The organism is Candidatus Accumulibacter similis (assembly GCA_013347225.1).
Lineage (GTDB): Bacteria > Pseudomonadota > Gammaproteobacteria > Burkholderiales > Rhodocyclaceae > Accumulibacter > Accumulibacter similis.
This window is the reverse complement of sequence record CP054595.1, coordinates 1,157,292-1,172,024: the sequence shown is the minus strand read 5'-3', so window position 1 is coordinate 1,172,024 and position 14,733 is coordinate 1,157,292. Positions and strand designations below refer to the sequence as shown.

At 68.2% G+C, this 14,733-nt stretch carries 15 protein-coding genes; 9 read left to right on the top strand and 6 right to left on the bottom strand.

Going from position 1 to position 14,733, the window contains the following annotated elements; genetic code table 11:
- Window positions 1-9: 9 nt before the first annotated feature.
- Together HT579_05375 and HT579_05370 are read right to left on the bottom strand one after the other, a co-directional pair.
- The gene (locus tag HT579_05375) at window positions 10-1,464 is read right to left on the bottom strand and encodes a DUF3300 domain-containing protein (protein ID QKS28412.1); all 1,455 of its coding nucleotides are present in this window, start codon (window positions 1,462-1,464) and stop codon (window positions 10-12) included.
- A 232-nt stretch (window positions 1,465-1,696) separates the two neighbouring features.
- Entirely contained in the window at window positions 1,697-1,912 is a 216-nt protein-coding gene (locus HT579_05370; protein ID QKS28411.1) for a hypothetical protein, read from the bottom strand.
- Window positions 1,913-2,072: 160 nt separating this feature from the next.
- On the opposite strand from HT579_05370, the gene HT579_05365 reads away from it, so the two are divergent.
- Entirely contained in the window at window positions 2,073-2,318 is a 246-nt protein-coding gene (locus tag HT579_05365) for a hypothetical protein (GenBank protein QKS28410.1), read from the top strand.
- A complete protein-coding gene (locus HT579_05360; protein ID QKS28409.1) occupies window positions 2,305-3,633 on the top strand; it encodes a toll/interleukin-1 receptor domain-containing protein in 1,329 nt (442 codons plus the stop codon). The genes HT579_05365 and HT579_05360 overlap by 14 nt, the downstream gene beginning before the upstream one ends.
- Before the next feature lie 64 nt (window positions 3,634-3,697).
- Here the strand turns inward: HT579_05360 and HT579_05355 are convergent, their stop codons facing one another.
- From HT579_05355 to paaF, 3 genes are all read right to left on the bottom strand, one after another.
- Complete coding sequence (locus HT579_05355; GenBank protein ID QKS28408.1) at window positions 3,698-4,075, bottom strand: hypothetical protein; 378 nt, start codon at window positions 4,073-4,075, stop codon at window positions 3,698-3,700.
- Between the two features lie 133 nt (window positions 4,076-4,208).
- The gene (locus HT579_05350) at window positions 4,209-5,039 is read right to left on the bottom strand and encodes a hypothetical protein (GenBank protein QKS28407.1); all 831 of its coding nucleotides are present in this window, start codon (window positions 5,037-5,039) and stop codon (window positions 4,209-4,211) included.
- A 137-nt stretch (window positions 5,040-5,176) separates the two neighbouring features.
- Window positions 5,177-6,490 (bottom strand): phenylacetate--CoA ligase, encoded by a 1,314-nt coding sequence (gene paaF, locus HT579_05345; protein QKS28406.1) that lies wholly within the window; start codon window positions 6,488-6,490, stop codon window positions 5,177-5,179.
- A 191-nt stretch (window positions 6,491-6,681) separates the two neighbouring features.
- Here paaF and HT579_05340 point away from each other — a divergent pair, with 191 nt between their 5' ends.
- Together HT579_05340 and HT579_05335 are read left to right on the top strand one after the other, a co-directional pair.
- Window positions 6,682-8,016, top strand: coding sequence for an MATE family efflux transporter (locus HT579_05340; GenBank protein ID QKS28405.1), 1,335 nt, complete (start codon window positions 6,682-6,684; stop codon window positions 8,014-8,016).
- Window positions 8,017-8,173: 157 nt separating this feature from the next.
- Window positions 8,174-10,090 (top strand): diguanylate cyclase, encoded by a 1,917-nt coding sequence (locus HT579_05335; GenBank protein QKS28404.1) that lies wholly within the window; start codon window positions 8,174-8,176, stop codon window positions 10,088-10,090.
- 433 nt (window positions 10,091-10,523) lie between these two features.
- On the opposite strand, the gene HT579_05330 is transcribed toward HT579_05335, so the two are convergent.
- Complete coding sequence (locus HT579_05330) at window positions 10,524-10,673, bottom strand: hypothetical protein (protein QKS28403.1); 150 nt, start codon at window positions 10,671-10,673, stop codon at window positions 10,524-10,526.
- A 188-nt stretch (window positions 10,674-10,861) separates the two neighbouring features.
- Between HT579_05330 and HT579_05325 the strand changes: the two genes are divergently transcribed.
- The 5 genes from HT579_05325 to HT579_05305 all read left to right on the top strand — a co-directional run bounded on the left by HT579_05325 (window position 10,862) and on the right by HT579_05305 (window position 14,643).
- Window positions 10,862-11,119 (top strand): hypothetical protein, encoded by a 258-nt coding sequence (locus HT579_05325; protein ID QKS28402.1) that lies wholly within the window; start codon window positions 10,862-10,864, stop codon window positions 11,117-11,119.
- Window positions 11,116-11,466, top strand: coding sequence for an Hpt domain-containing protein (locus tag HT579_05320; protein QKS28401.1), 351 nt, complete (start codon window positions 11,116-11,118; stop codon window positions 11,464-11,466). Before HT579_05325 ends, HT579_05320 begins: the two co-directional genes overlap by 4 nt.
- A gap of 1 nt (window position 11,467) precedes the next feature.
- On the top strand, window positions 11,468-11,839 hold the full coding sequence (locus HT579_05315; GenBank protein ID QKS28400.1) for a response regulator: 372 nt from the start codon (window positions 11,468-11,470) through the stop codon (window positions 11,837-11,839).
- A 169-nt stretch (window positions 11,840-12,008) separates the two neighbouring features.
- Window positions 12,009-13,061 (top strand): diguanylate cyclase, encoded by a 1,053-nt coding sequence (locus tag HT579_05310; GenBank protein QKS28399.1) that lies wholly within the window; start codon window positions 12,009-12,011, stop codon window positions 13,059-13,061.
- A gap of 127 nt (window positions 13,062-13,188) precedes the next feature.
- Window positions 13,189-14,643, top strand: a complete 1,455-nt coding sequence (locus tag HT579_05305) for a diguanylate cyclase (protein QKS28398.1) — start codon at window positions 13,189-13,191, stop codon at window positions 14,641-14,643.
- Window positions 14,644-14,733: the final 90 nt, after the last annotated feature.

Genomic DNA, 14,733 nt, shown 5'->3' with positions numbered 1-14,733 from the left:
CGGCGTTGCCTAGCGACCACGACCGCCACCACCGCGGCCACCACCACCGCCGAAGCCACCGCCACCGCCACCGCCGAAGCCGCCGCCGCCCCGGCCACCGCCATCGCCGAAGCTGGCGCCGCCACCGCTGCGACCGCCGCCGCCACCAAAGCTGGCGCCACCGCGGCTGCCGCCCATGTCCGCCCGGCTGGCGTTGCCGCGCTGGCTCGCCGCACGCGTCGAAGCACCGTTGCCGACCCCGGAAAAACCGCCGCCACGGTCGCCGAAGCCCGAGCCGTGCTGTCGGTCGCCGCCGCCGAAACGATCACCGGCATCGGCGCGCGCAGCACCGCCGTCGGCACGGTCACGCCCGCCTGCGGCAGCGCCACGATCGCCGCCCTGCAGGCGATCGCTGGCAGAAGCGCGATCACCACCGCGACCACCGTCACCACGGCCCACCTCGCCACGACCCCCGAGGTTCTCCCGCGAGCGATCGTCAGCCGACCGCACGCGATCGTTCAGTTCGGCGCGGTCCATTCCCTTCAGTTCGGACCGTCCGCTCTCGGCGCGGCCGCGAAACTGCTCGCGCGCCTGGGCAGCCTGCGTGTTGCCGCCGCGGTTGTACTGCCGGGCGACGTTCGGGTCGCGATAGGCGACGCCGCCGCGGTGGGCCACGTTGTGGTTCCAGTTGCTGTTGCTGATGTTGGTGCGGTTGAACGAGTTGTAGCGATTGACGTTCACATCGACACTGCCGCGCCCCCAACCCCAGTTGCAGGCGCCCCAGATCGCCGCGCCGACGACGACGCCGGTGGCGAAGGCGAGTCCCGGCGGGTAGACGTAGGCCGGTGGGTACACATAATACGGCGGCGTCGGATACCACCAGCTCCCGTACACCACGGTCGGGTTGTAGGTCGGCACGTAGACGACCTCCGGCTTCGGCGACTCGACGACGTAGATCTTCTGGCTGCCCTGCACCTCCGTCCGTACCACCTGCTGCGCGCTGGTCTTCAGGTTGCCGGTGGCATCGGCCCGCGCACGCAGGCCCTGCACGGTGTCCATCACGTCCTGCTGTTGGGCGAGGAAGGCATCGCCCAGTTTCTGCATCCAGTCGAGATTCTCGTTCATCTGCTGCAGGACCTGCGGGACCGCGGTCAGCGACCGGACGGCGGGATCCCAGGTTTGCTTCGCCATCGCATCCTCAAGCGCCTTGCCGGTCACCTTGGGATTGGCCTTCGCCCAGCGCGCTGCCTCGACGACCTCCAGCGGATAGGTGGACGCCATCAGGATCTGCGCCAGCAACGCATCGGGGTAGAGGGCGATCGGCGCCAGCAGCCGATCCAGGTCCTGCTGCGAAAAGGTCTTCGCGACGGGCGTGGCGGCGGCAGCGGGCGATGCCGCCGGCGGCTGCTGCGCCAGCGCCGGCGAAAAGGCGAAAACGAGCGCCGTCAGCAGCGCGCCGGGTCGTGAACAGGTCGATTTCATCATGCATCCTCGGGCACGAAATGGGACTAACGAGCAAACCCGCCAGCAACGAAGGAAGCGCTGCTCACGGCGGCCGGGCGATCAGACCGGCACCAGTCATAGAGCATAGACCTTGGCTCGACCATCTGGCAAGCGCATTCCAGACAGCCGGGGACAGGATCGCTACCGGGCTGGAGACGACCGCCGGCCGGATGCCAACACCTCGAACCGGCCGCGCCGCGATTGACGCGTGCTCCTAAGACGGGCCGGCTCGCGACCCGCGCTCCTGCCGCTTCTCCTTCCACGCGCCAAGGAGGGCAGCGCCCAGGCCGAGCAGGATCTCGTCGGCAAAGGGAATGACGTCGGGAACGAACAGGTCGACGACGAACAGCACGGCGGCTATGCCGAACAGGAACGGAAAGCGCAGGCCCGTCAGGTAGGCGATCAGCGGACCAATGATCAGTTTGCGCATGACAGGGGGCTCCACAGACTCCGGCTGCGTTCGCATCGGGCGACCTCGGTACGATCCCCACCGGATGGCGCTGCCGGATATTGGTACAGGGAACGGCAAAAGAACGGCGGCGCTGTCCTCGACGCCACCCCTGCCGGCATTCTAACCGTCGATCCACCGCTTGCGCGTGTCGGCGCAGCAGGCGAAAGTCAAGGCAGCGGCCATCGGCAGGGCCTGCCCGGCGCACGGCCCGGACCGGCGCGACAGCGCGCTCGTGAGCAGTCGGGAGCGGCACGAGCAACTGGCACGGCAGCAGCGACTGACCGGCACCCGCAAGGAGGACCCGCGGCTGGCGCGGCTGCGTTACCATACGGTCGCCATCGGTTGGCCCACCGCGTTGCAGGAGGTAGTGCATGCAGATCATTGACGAACTGACGGTGCTGCCCCACCGGGGTGACGGGCAGGAAGCCAGCATCCAGCTCCTTGCCGGCGACCTGGCGGCGATTCCGCCGACGCACGCGGTCGACGCGCTGGTCGTCTCGGCCTTTCCCGACAGCTATACGCCGAACCCCGGAACGCTGTTCAGCAGCCTCTTCGAGCGTGGTCTCGACATGCGCGCAATCGCCCGCCGGAAAGAGGAGGATGAGCGCGTCCGCCTCGGCTGCTGGCTGTCGCAGACGCTGTCGCCGGAGCTTGCCAGCCGATTCAACTTTCGCCGCATCATCTGCTTCGAGCCGCTGTATCCGGCATTCGTCGCCGACGCCGGCAACGAGCGGGCGAACATCGAGGACCGCGTCGGCTTCGTCTTCCGTTGCCTGAACAACTTCATCATCCCCGACCGCGACGGCCAGCGCCGCTTCGACATCGACCGCGTCGCCATGCCGCTGCTGGCGACCGGCAACCAGCAGGTCGCACTCGAGGACCTGCTGCCGCGGCTGCTCGACGCCGCGATCTTCTGGCTCGAACAGGGGCTGCCGATCCGGCAGTTGAAGATCGTCGCCTTCTCGGGGGAGAAAGCGACTGCCGCCGCCGCCCTGTTTGCCGCATCGCGGCAGCGTCACCAGCAGCGGCTCGCCGGCGGCCGTGCAGCGGCCGGGCGGGCGCCGACGGGCGACCGCGTGCCGCTGCAGCGGCTCGCCGAGCAGATGGTCGCCACCTGCGAACAACACCTGCGCCAGGATCTCCTGGGCGCCGCCGCGGACGACGAGAAGGAACTGCTGCAGCGCCTCTTCGCGCGCATCGATCGCCGCCCACCGGTGGCCGCAGGCCCGGGCGAAACCGCAGCGGCGGCTGTCGCCGATGACGACGCTGGCGCTTACGATTTTTTCATCAGCTATGCGCACCGCCAGGAGCGCGAAGTCGCGGAATTCGTTCGCGCCCTGCAGCAGTGCGCGCCGTCGGCACGCGTCTTCCACGATCGCAAATCGATCCCGGTCGGCGGGCAGTGGCTCAGGATCATCTCCGACGCGGTCAACAGGACGCGCCACTTCATCGCCATCCTCTCGCCCGACTACACCGCTTCGCCAGTCTGCTGGGACGAGTTCCAGTGCGCCAAGCTCAAGGAGTACAGCACGCGGCAATCGATGATCCGGACGCTGCGCCTGTACTCCGAGCGCGAGTTGCCACCGATCATCGGCATCTACAGCTACATCGACTGCGCCGAAGGCGACCTCGACAGACTGCGCCAGTCGGCAACGCACGTCGGCAGTCTGGCGCGGGACGACGAAAGCGCAGCGCCATAGAGGTCCCGCCAATGGCGTGGACACGGCCGCCGCTCGCCGACGGCGTACCTGCCTGTCGGCTCGACTAGCAAACGCCGTCGGCAACGAGCGCCAGCGTATCGAGCTGGATCGCAAACTCGCAGCGCCAGTGCCGCCCGCTGGCCATCTCGCTGCAGCGCAGCGGGCCCTGAATCTTGCTGCGCGAACCATCATCGAGACAGGGGTCGCGCACGCTGCGCACCCGCATGCGGCGATAGAGGTCGCGCGCCACCGCACCTTCGAGCACCAGCCCGAGATGCGTATCGTGTGGCTCGCCCGGAGGCGGGTCGACGCGCGTCCGGCCATGGAACTCGTATTCGCCCTGCAGCGCGCCAGCCCTCCCGGCAGCACCTGCGACGTCAACGGACACGAGGCAAAGCGCCAGGAGACCGGCCAGCAGTCGGGGGGCAACGTTGCTCATCATGGACGAATCCCTTCCGCAATGCCCTCTCTTGGGCGTAGTTGGTTCGACCTCCGCACACGGTCCCGCGCCGCGCGCCACTCCTTGCCGTGCCGGGAAAGGCTGGCGCCGTTTCCCCCCGGGCCGCGTGCCGGGATCAGGATCCCTGGTGCAGCTCGCGCAGCCGCCACGCGCCGGCAGCCGTACGCGCGAAGACCAGCGTCACGCCGTGGCAGACGATGCGCCGTGATCCGTCGGAGACGTCGTCTGCCACGGCCGTTTGCAGGCAGGTGTGCAGCGCGGGCATCGATAGCGCTGCCCACAAGCTTTCCGCCTGCTCGGGACCGAGCAGGTGTCCGCCGAGGCTCACCGGAAAGTGCATCAGCTCCGACAGCCTCGCGCCGTTTCCTGACTCGAGCGCAGCGACGAATCCGGCAATCACCGCCGCGAATTCAGCATCGGCAGAAGTTGCCCGTTCACCCGGCAGACCCATGCGCAGACGGACGATGCGGCGCTCGTCCTGACTGGCGGGATCGACGAACCAGCTGACTTCGACCGCGGTGCCTTGTGGAAAAGAGAGCGGCGGCTCGCCCGCATTCGAAAAGGTTGCGGGCGAGAAACTGTCGCCAACGTTCCAGCGGAACCGCACGCCGCCGGCGTCGAAGCCCTCGCTGACCGTGGTCGTGTAGCTCAGCGTGCTGCGCGTCCAGTCACGCTCACGCGAGACGATGTGCCAGCTCTGCGTGACCGTGCCGCGCGTGACCTGGAGGGTGCCTTCCTCGTCCATCCGCCGCACCCGCAACTGGTCCCAGAGCACGATCCCGTTGAGCAGCAGAAGGCTCCCCACAGCGGCCAGCAGCCAGACGAGCGAACTGCCCCGCTTGCTGACGAAGCGCCGATAGGCCCAGACACCCAGCGGCAGCAGGGCGATGAGGCTGTGCGGTACCAGCCCGATGGGCTGGCCGGGACCATCAAAGACGAGATTCACGGCGCGCGCTGGAAGCTCCCAGGTGGCGGTGGCAATGGTGCAGGGCGGGACGGCGTGCCTGCATGGCCGTCCAGGCGCAAAGATAACACGCGGAGGCAGACGCGACGAGACTGCCACTGGCGCCTCGCCGTCCGCTGCTACTCGCGCGGCCGCCGGTCGATGACCCGCCGCGCCTTGCCGAGCGAGCGCTCGATGCCACCGATGTCGGCGATGCGCACTTCGGTCGAAATGCCGATGAACGATTTGATGTGCCGCTGCAGCGAGTGCGCGACGTGCTCCTTGTCGACCGCCGGCAGGTAGCGGTACTCCCGCTTGAGTTCGACATCGACGGCCACCGAATCGAGATGGCCGTCGCGCCAGACCTCGATCAGGTAGTGCGGCGACAGCTTCGGCTGCTTGAGGATCAATTCCTCGATCTGCGACGGAAAGACATTGACGCCGCGGACGATCAGCATGTCGTCCGAACGGCCGGTGATCTTGTCGATCCGCCGCATCGAGCGCGCCGTTGGCGGCAGCAGGCAGGTCAGGTCGCGCGTGCGGTAGCGGATCATCGGCAGCGCCTCTTTCGACAGCGAGGTGAAGACCAGCTCGCCGTGTCGGCCTTCCGGGAGCACCTCGCCGGTCAGCGGATCGATCACCTCGGGGTAGAAGTGATCCTCCCAGATCACCGGCCCGTCCTTGCTCTCGATGCACTCGCTGGCGACACCCGGACCGATCACTTCGGAGAGCCCATAGAGGTCGATGGCATCGATGGCGAAGGTGCTCTCGATCTCGACACGCATCTGGTTGGTCCACGGTTCCGCGCCGAAGAGACCGACGCGCAGCCCGCTCGCCGTCGGATCGATTCGCTGCCGCTTGAACTCGTCCGCCAGGTTGAGCAGGTACGAAGGTGTCACCATGATGATGTCGGGTTTGAAATCATTGATCAACTGCACCTGCTTTTCGGTCTGCCCGCCGGACATCGGGATGACCGTGCAGCCGAGACGCTCGGCACCATAGTGCGCACCGAGACCGCCGGTGAACAGGCCGTAGCCATAGCCGATGTGCACCATGTCGCCGCGGCGGCCGCCAGCGGCGTGGATCGAACGCGCCATCAGCGTCGCCCACATGTCGATATCGTTCTGCGTGTAACCGACGACGGTCGGTTGCCCGGTCGTTCCCGACGAGGCGTGCACCCGCACGACGCGGTCGCGCGGCACGGCGAACATCCCGAACGGGTAGTTCTGCCGCAGGTCGTCCTTGCTCGTGAAGGGGAAGCGCGCGAGATCGTCGAGCGTCTTCAGATCGTCCGGGTGAACGCCCTGCGCATCGAACTTGCGCCGGTAATGCTCGATATGGTCGTAGGCGTGGCGCAGCGACCAGCGCAGGCGCTCGAGCTGCAGCGCACTTATCTCGTCTCGACTGGCAGTCTCGATCGGTTCGTAGGCGGTGACACGACTGGCAGCGACCATCTTCCTGATCTCCCGGAACGGCGAAAGCCGAAACCCTAGCCGATACACGGGTACCTTTCAACCAGCAGGATCGCGATCGGGCGCTTTTTTCTCCGGCAGCGCCCCCGGGGCCGCCGCCGGATGCCGCCGCACAGCCGCAGCGGCGGCGAAATCGGGTACGCTGAACGACCTTCCAACCCGCAGCCGGCCCGATGCTCATCGACCACTCCCGCCGCCTCCTCGCGCACGCGCTGCCGATGCTGCTCGCCCAGTTGAGTTCGATGGGGATGATGGTCATCGACACCGCGCTGCTCGGCCACCACGGTACCGACGACCTGGCTGCGGTGGCCGTCGGCGGCGGCATCTACGTCTCGGTCGTCTTCGCGCTCGTCGGCGTGCTGCAGGCCCTGGCGCCGACGGTCGCCCATCTGCACGGTGCCGGTCGTGACGGCGACATCGCCGCTGCCCTGCAGCAGGCGTTGTGGCTGGCGCTGCTGCTGGCGATCCCGGGTGTCTTCGTGCTGCTCCATCCGGCACCGCTGCTGACGCTGTCACGGATCGACCCGGCGGTCGAGGAGAAGGCCCGTGACTACCTCGCGCTGCTCGCGCTCGGCATGCCGGCGATCCTGCTCTACCGCACCTTTCATGCCTTCTGCAACGCCCTCGGGCGACCGCGACCGCTGTTGCTGATCAGTCTCGGCAGCACGCTGCTGCACGCGGTTCTGGCCTCGCTGCTGGTGACCGGCGCCTGGGGTGGCGAAGCGCTCGGAGTCGTCGGTTGCGGTCTGTCGAACGTCGCCGTCGCCATCTTCTCCCTTTGCAGTGCCGCCGCCTACCTGCGCTGCGGCAAGCCACTGCGGCCGTACCGCCCGTTCGCCGGCTGGCAGTTGCCACAGCGCGAACCGCTGGCGCGCCTGCTGCGGCTCGGGCTGCCGATGGGATTCTCGCATTTCGTCGAGATCTCGTCGTTCACGCTGATGGCGCTCTTCGTCGCCCAGCTCGGCGCGACCGTCGTTGCCGGCCATCGCATCGTCGCCAACCTGGCGGCGATCTGCTACATGCTGCCGCTGGCGTTGGGCATCGCAACGCTGGCGCAGGTCGGCCAAGCGGCCGGCGCACGCGACTGGCAACGTGCCGGCCAATCGATAGGCGCCGGGCTGCTGCTCGCCGGCAGCCTGTCGACGCTGCTCGGCATCATCCTCTGGCTGTTGGCGACGCCGCTGGCCGCGGTCTGGACCGATGATCCTGCGGTGCAGGCAGTCGCTCTCGGGCTGTTCGGCTATGTCGCCTGCTACCAGATCTTCGACGCCGTGCAGACGATCGCCGCGCATGCCCTGCGCGGCTACCGCATCACCTTCGCACCGATGTTCGTGCATGTCCTCTGCTTCTGGGGCGTGGGACTGTTCGGCGGCTGGTGGCTCGCCTTCCATTCGCCGCAGCCGATGGGCGTCGGCGGCTTCTGGCTGGCCTCGGTCGGCAGCCTGCTGCTGGCATCCGCACTGCTCGGCGCGCTGCTCTGGCGAGCGATGCGGGTGATCCGCGATTAGCCTTCGCCGCAAGCAGGCACAGGCGACGGCAGCAAGGCGCGGTTGCCACAGTGGCTTGGCGCCAACCTGCGACGAGGTTAAGGTTTTGCTTGTGGCGAGCCGGGCAGGACCGGTAGACTGCAAGCGACCGATGACAGCCGGGCAGAGCCAGGAAAGAATGAACAGCATCGAACAGCTTCGACTCAGCGGCCGGCTGCCCAGCCCGAAAGGCGTCGCGCTGGCTGTCCTCGAGATCTGCCGGCGCGAGGACGCGACGCTCGACGAGGTGGCCAAGGTCGTGCAGAGTGACCCGGCCCTGTCGAGTCGTCTGTTGCGTCTGTGCAATTCGGCACGTTCCGGTGGCCGTCCCGTCGCATCGATCCGGGAAGCCGTGCTGCGCCTCGGCATGAGCACGGTGCGGCAGGTGGCCATGGGCTTCTCGCTCGTCGACCAGTATCTCGAGGGCAACGGCAGCGCCTTCGACCACGCCGCCTTCTGGTCGCATTCGCTGCTGATGGCGGTCGCCTGTCACGAACTGGGCGGCTTGACCCGGATTGCTTCGGCGGACGAACTGTTTGCCTGTGGTCTCTTGGCGCAGATCGGCTCGCTGGTACTGGCGACTGCCTACCCCGCCGACTACGCGACCGTGCTGGCCGAGCAACTCGGCGGCGAGGCGCTGCGGGCCCGCGAGCGCGAACGTCTGGGCGCCGATCACAACGAGGTGACGGCTGCCGTCCTCGCCGACTGCGGCATTCCCCGTGCCCTCGCCGAGCCCGTCTGCCACCATGAGCGGCCCGAAGCAGCCGGCTTCAGCCAGGGCTCGCGACCCCATCAGCTTGTGCAACTCTTCTTCCAGGCACGGCGCATGGCCGATCTCGGACGTTCGCCGGTGGCTGAACGCAATGGCCACATCGCCGAGCTCATGCTCCTGGGCGGCAAGATCGGCCTCGATGCGAGGGCCCTTGGCGAGGTCTTCGATCAGGTGGTGAGCCAATGGCAGGAATGGGCCGAGTTACTCAAACTCCCCGCGACGCCGCTGCCATCCTTCGACGCCATGGCGAACACCCCGCTCGCGCGCCGGGAGCAGGAAACGGCCACCGGCGCAGCCGGCAAGCGGGTGTTGCTGGTCGAGGACGAACCGACCAGCCGCATGCTGACCGAGGACCTGCTCTCGCACCTCCTCGACTGCACCGTCTTCACCGCCGAAAATGGTCGTGACGCTCTCGCGGTCGCCGTCGAGGTGCTGCCGCAGATCGTCATCACCGACTCGCTGATGCCGGTGATGGACGGCCTCGACTTCTGCCGCGCGTTGCGCGCCACCGACTGGGGCCAGTCGATGTACGTCATCATGCTGACCAGCGAGGAGACGGACGAGAAGCTGATCCAGGCCTTCGAAGCCGGGGTCGACGATTACGTCACCAAACCGGTCAATATGCGAGCACTGAGTGCGCGCATGCGCGCCGCACAGCACTACACCAAGTTGCTCGAGGCCTGGGAGCACGACCGCGCGCAGCTCAAGCAGTTCGCCGCCGAACTGGCGGTCAGCAATCGCCGCCTGGAGCATGCGGCAATGACCGACCTGTTGACCGGGCTGCCCAACCGGCGCGCCGGAATGGACGCACTGCAGCGCTTCTGGAGCGCCTCGCAGCGCACCGGCCAGCCCGTGGCGGCGCTGATGATCGATGTCGATCATTTCAAAGCCATCAACGACCAGCACGGACATGCCATCGGCGACCAGGTCCTGCAGGCGGTCGCGCGAGCGATCCAGGCGGCGGCCCGCAAGGACGACAGCGTCAGCCGCATCGGCGGTGAGGAGTTCCTGCTGGTGTGCCACGACGCCGACCCCCGCGCCGCCCTGCTGGCCGCCGAACGCCTGCGCCGGATGGTCCGTGAACTGCGGATCACGGTCGCCAACGTTCAGATTCCGAGTTCGGTCAGCATCGGCGTCGCCAACCGTGAGGACGGCATGGAGGAGCCCGACGACATGCTGCGCGCCGCCGACAAGGCCCTCTACGCAGCCAAGAAGGCCGGCCGCAACCGCGTCTGCCTGTTCGCCGGCGGCAGGACGCACTGCGCCACCAGCAGCGCCGCCTGAAAGCGGACCGCGGCGCCGGCCGGCGGGCAAACGGACGCTCCTGCCGACCGCCACGGAAGCGGCGTGAGTAGCGGTAACCAAGACTCCAGATCAGATGCTGCCGCTCGCCCTGGAGAAGGCGGATCTGCAAATCGAGGTCGCCGGTCGTGCGCCGTTCGCTGCTTGCTCCCGGGATTTCCAGTCGCCCGCGGCGACGCAGTCTGCAGTGCGGCCGCCGACCCGCCGGACGTGGCCCATTCGTCGCGCGCCACGAGAAGACCGCCTTGGGTCCTCCGGCGAACGTCGGCAGGGGTCACGCCCCACCGCGAGCCGATCCAGGGGACGAGCCAGCCAGCATCCGTGGCCCCAGGATGCGCCTGCCCACTGGTCGGCAGCCGGTCACAGCCGCCGCGACGTCGGACGGCCACTGCGGCTTGCGCGCCGCACTCGTGATCTAGACGGCGAGCAGGTCTTCGCGACTCAGATCGATAGCGGCAGATGCGTCGGGCATCGCCGCTTCCTCGGCCAGCAGGGGTGGCGCCAGGCACGAGACCCTGGGCAGCACTCCCGGACGGAGCATCGGCCGGCGTGTCGCTGGCAGCATTCTTCATTCTCCAACCAGAAGAAGGATCGAGCGAGCCTGGCGATCGACGCTCCACGGGCCGGCATCGCCTGCCCCGGCGCAGCGCGCGACCCACTGTCCGCCCAACGCGGCAGCCGGCCTTGCGACTCGCGACCGATCATGCAACGGCCGTTGCCGGGCAGGAGCTTGGAGACGGAGACACCCGCAAGTTGCTCACCACCCTGCCGTTGGCCCAGTGGATGCGTCGCCGCCGACGAGCAGCGACGACAGCAGGTCAGCGGCCTCAAGGAGGCATCGATGACGAATCCCCCGGCAGTCGACGAGCCACAGCGCGGCGCTGCTGGCTCGCGACGAAGCTGCAACGGAGCAACCTGCTCACCGCCGGCAGCGCGTTCCGGATCGGCATCGTGGTGCTGACCGGCTATGACTATCTCCACCTGAACGACCGGCTGCTGACGTCGAGGTGATCGACCCGCGCGCGCCCGACGCGATTGGCCGGCGCCCGGACCCTGACGGCGAACTCCTGGTGCAGAAGGTGGTCGCCACATATGTCGGCGACGCGCGGGCACACCTCGCGCAACTGCCAGCTGCCGGTGCCGCTGGCAACCCCGACGCCCTGCTGCGCGCAGCACATGCGCTGAAACCGGGCAGCGCCAATGCCGTTGCCGAACAGTTGCCGACTCTCTGCCGAGAGATCGAAAGACTTGGCAGCGGCAGCGACGTCGAAGCAGCGAAAACCCTGCTGGCTGACGTAGAATCGCACCTGCCGCGTGTGCTCGCGGCACTGGCAGCCCTGAGGAGCCCGGACCACTGACATGCCGACACCGCAGTCAACGCGGCAGGCGACCGCACTGATCGTCGACAACGATGAAGTGATGCGACTGCTCGAGTACGAGACGCTCTCCCACGAGACGCTCTCCCAGTTCGACTTCGTCGTCGACGAAGCGAGCAACGCGCGCGCGGCGCTGGGACTGCTGTCGACGCTCGCTCCCGACCTGCTGCTGCTCGACGTCGACATGCCGGGGATGGACGGCTTCGAGCTTTGCCGGCGGGTCCGCCAACGCTTGGACATGACCCGCCTGCCGATCATCATGGTCACCGGCACGGCGATCATCGCGATGGCCCGCAGCTTCGACCTCGAAGTCATCCGCGAAGGGGGTCGAAGATGCGCGCCGGGCGCAATGTGACAAACTCCACGGGCACCTGTTCAGCCGCCCGCTGCCGGCTGCGGAAGTCGAGCAACTGCTGCTGCAGGGCCGCATCTGAAGCGACGCTCTGGCTCGCCGAACAACAACGAAGCGAAGGGGAAGACATGCCAGGATCCACGGTCGAACCGGTCTGGAAGTGGAGGACGGGGTGAAGTACCGACACAGCGCCGCCCAGAGTACGGACTACCTGCGGCTGGCACTCAAGCACATGACGCAGCACGATGCCGGCATGCACCCGACGAGCTACACGGTGTGGTACGAGTACGTGTCCGGCGCCAATCCGGCCCTTCGCAGAGAGCTCGACTCGCTGCTGCAGGGCGGGGGGCGGCTCAACGACCAGAAGATCGACGATCTCCATGCCCGGCACATCAGCGAGCTCGACGCCAGGACGGCGCTGCGCATCGGTGACAGCGTCAGTCAGCTCGTTGGCCATGTTTCGGAGTCGACGGCAGCAGCCGGCGACGAGGCGGCGCGTTTCGGCAATACGCTGGCGCGCTGGAACGAGGAACTGATCGCTCCGGCGACCGGCAGCGGCGCGCTCGCCAGCGGCGTCGAGGACATCCTGCGCGGCACGCGGCAGATGCAGGAAGCGATCAGCACCCTGAGGACCCGTCTTGCAGAAAGCTTGAGCGAAACCGAACGCTTGCGGCAAGAGGTGGCACGCGCGCGCGAAGAGGCGCTGATCGACACCCTCACCGGCCTCACCAACCGCAAGGGATTCGACCTCGCGCTCGCGGCCTGCCTGGCCGAGGAGTCAGCGCAATCCATTGGCCCCTGCCTGCTGATGATCGATCTCGACCACTTCAAGAAGATCAACGACAGCCTGGGACATGTCTTCGGTGACCGCGTCCTGACCACCGTCGGGCAGATCCTGCGCGCCAACGTCAAGGGCAAGGACACCGCCGCGCGTTACGGTGGCGAAGAGTTCGCCGTCGTCCTGCCGAACACGCCACGTGGTGGTGCCGTCGGCCTCGCCGAGGCGCTGCGCGCGCTGGTCGCCGCCAGCCGCGTCCGGCGCAGCGGCGACCGCGAGCTTGTGGTCGGCAACATCTCGGTCTCGATCGGCGTCGCCGATCGTATCGCCGGGGAGTCGGCGACCGATCTGGTCAACCGGGCCGATCGCGCGCTGTACGCAGCCAAGATGCAGGGACGCAACCGCGTCGTCCTGGCTCCGCGTCCTGAGGCGAAGGCCGGTCAGTGAACACGGCGCTCGTCGGTTGGGGACGGTGGAACGTGAATGGCGCCGGACCCGCGCCGCGCCAGCCCGGGGGCGGGCCGACGGCCGGCTCCGTCCTGCGGCCCTGCGGCCGCGCGGAGGAGACGGGCGCGTGAGCGGCGGCACGCTGCTGGTCGACGAAGTCGTCGGCGAGGCACTGGTGCCGATGGCGGGGCTGCTGCGGCTGCTGATGCCGACCAGCGCCGTCGGCTTCGCGCTCAAGGGGCTCGACGGGCGCTATCGCCTGGCCAACCCGGCGATCGAAGAACTGCTCTGTCGACCGGGCGAACGCCTGACCGGCAGGTCGGAAGAGGAGCTCATGCCAGCGGCGGCATGCAGCCTGCTCGCCGAATGTGACCGCCAAATCCTCGCCGGCGAGGCGTCCGCCTGGGCCGACGTCGAGCTCGCGTGCAGCGGTCAGAACCGGCACTATTCGTGGCTGAAGATGGCGATCCTGGCCCCGGACCGGACGCTGCAGGCAATCGCATCGCTGGTCGAACCGGCGCGGCAGCAGGCGTCGCTGGCGATCCCGGAGACGCTGCGGCGCCTGCAGGAGGCGAATCGCGACCTGCAGCAGATGGTCATCGAACTCGAGCTGGTGGCCAGCACCGACCGCCTGACCGGAGCGTGGAACCGGCGCCGTCTGGAGGAGAGCGTCCACAGCGAGATGGAGCGGATGGCGCGCTACGGCCATTCGCTCTGCCTGCTGCTGATCGACGTCGACCGCTTCAAGCCGATCAACGATCAATACGGCCATGCCGTCGGCGACGCCGTCCTGCAGCGCCTGACGGCGCTGCTGCAGGCGGCGCTGCGCAAGGTCGACTCGCTGAGTCGCTGGGGCGGCGAGGAGTTCGTCGTCCTCTGTCCGAATACCGCGCGGGCAACCGCTGCAGCGGTTGCCGAAAGGCTGCGGCGGGAAGTCGCAACCGCCCACTTCGCCACCGTCGACAACGTCACGGTGAGCATCGGTGTCGCCGAATGCGCAACCGGCGAGAGCTGGGAAGAGTGGTTTGCACGCGCCGACGCGGCGCTCTACCGCGCCAAGAGCGAGGGCCGCAACCAGGTCCGGGTCGCGCCTGAACTGGCGGGCCAATCGGGCAGCGGCGGCTACGTGGTCGCCAACTTCGTGCAGCTCGTCTGGCGCGCCGCATACGAATGCGGCAACGAGATCATCGATCGCGGCCACCGTCAGCTCTTTGCCGACGCCAACCGCCTGCTGGCGGCGATGCTCTCCGACCAGCCGGCGGAACAGCTCGGCCCAATCGTCGACCAGTTGCTGACCGATGTCGTCGAGCACTTCCGCGACGAGGAGGCGGTCATCGGCGCCGCCGGCTTCCCGGCTACCGCCGAACACCTGCTGCTGCACCAGGCGCTGACAGCCGAGGCGCATCGCCTGCTCGACCACTACCGCAGCGGCACGCGCGGGGTCGGCGACGTATTCCAGTTCCTCGCTTATGAGGTGGTGACGAAGCACATGCTCGGCGCCGACCGGTTGTTCTTCGACTACCTGCGGCCAGAAGCGGCGGGGCGCCCGGGCACGGCAACCCTGCCGGGCGGTCGACGATGAGGCGGTCTCCAGCGGGCACCGCCGTACGGCTCGCGCCGGCAAGCAGCGGCGGGCGAGCCCGGACCGCCGCCGACAGGGGACGAAACGAGC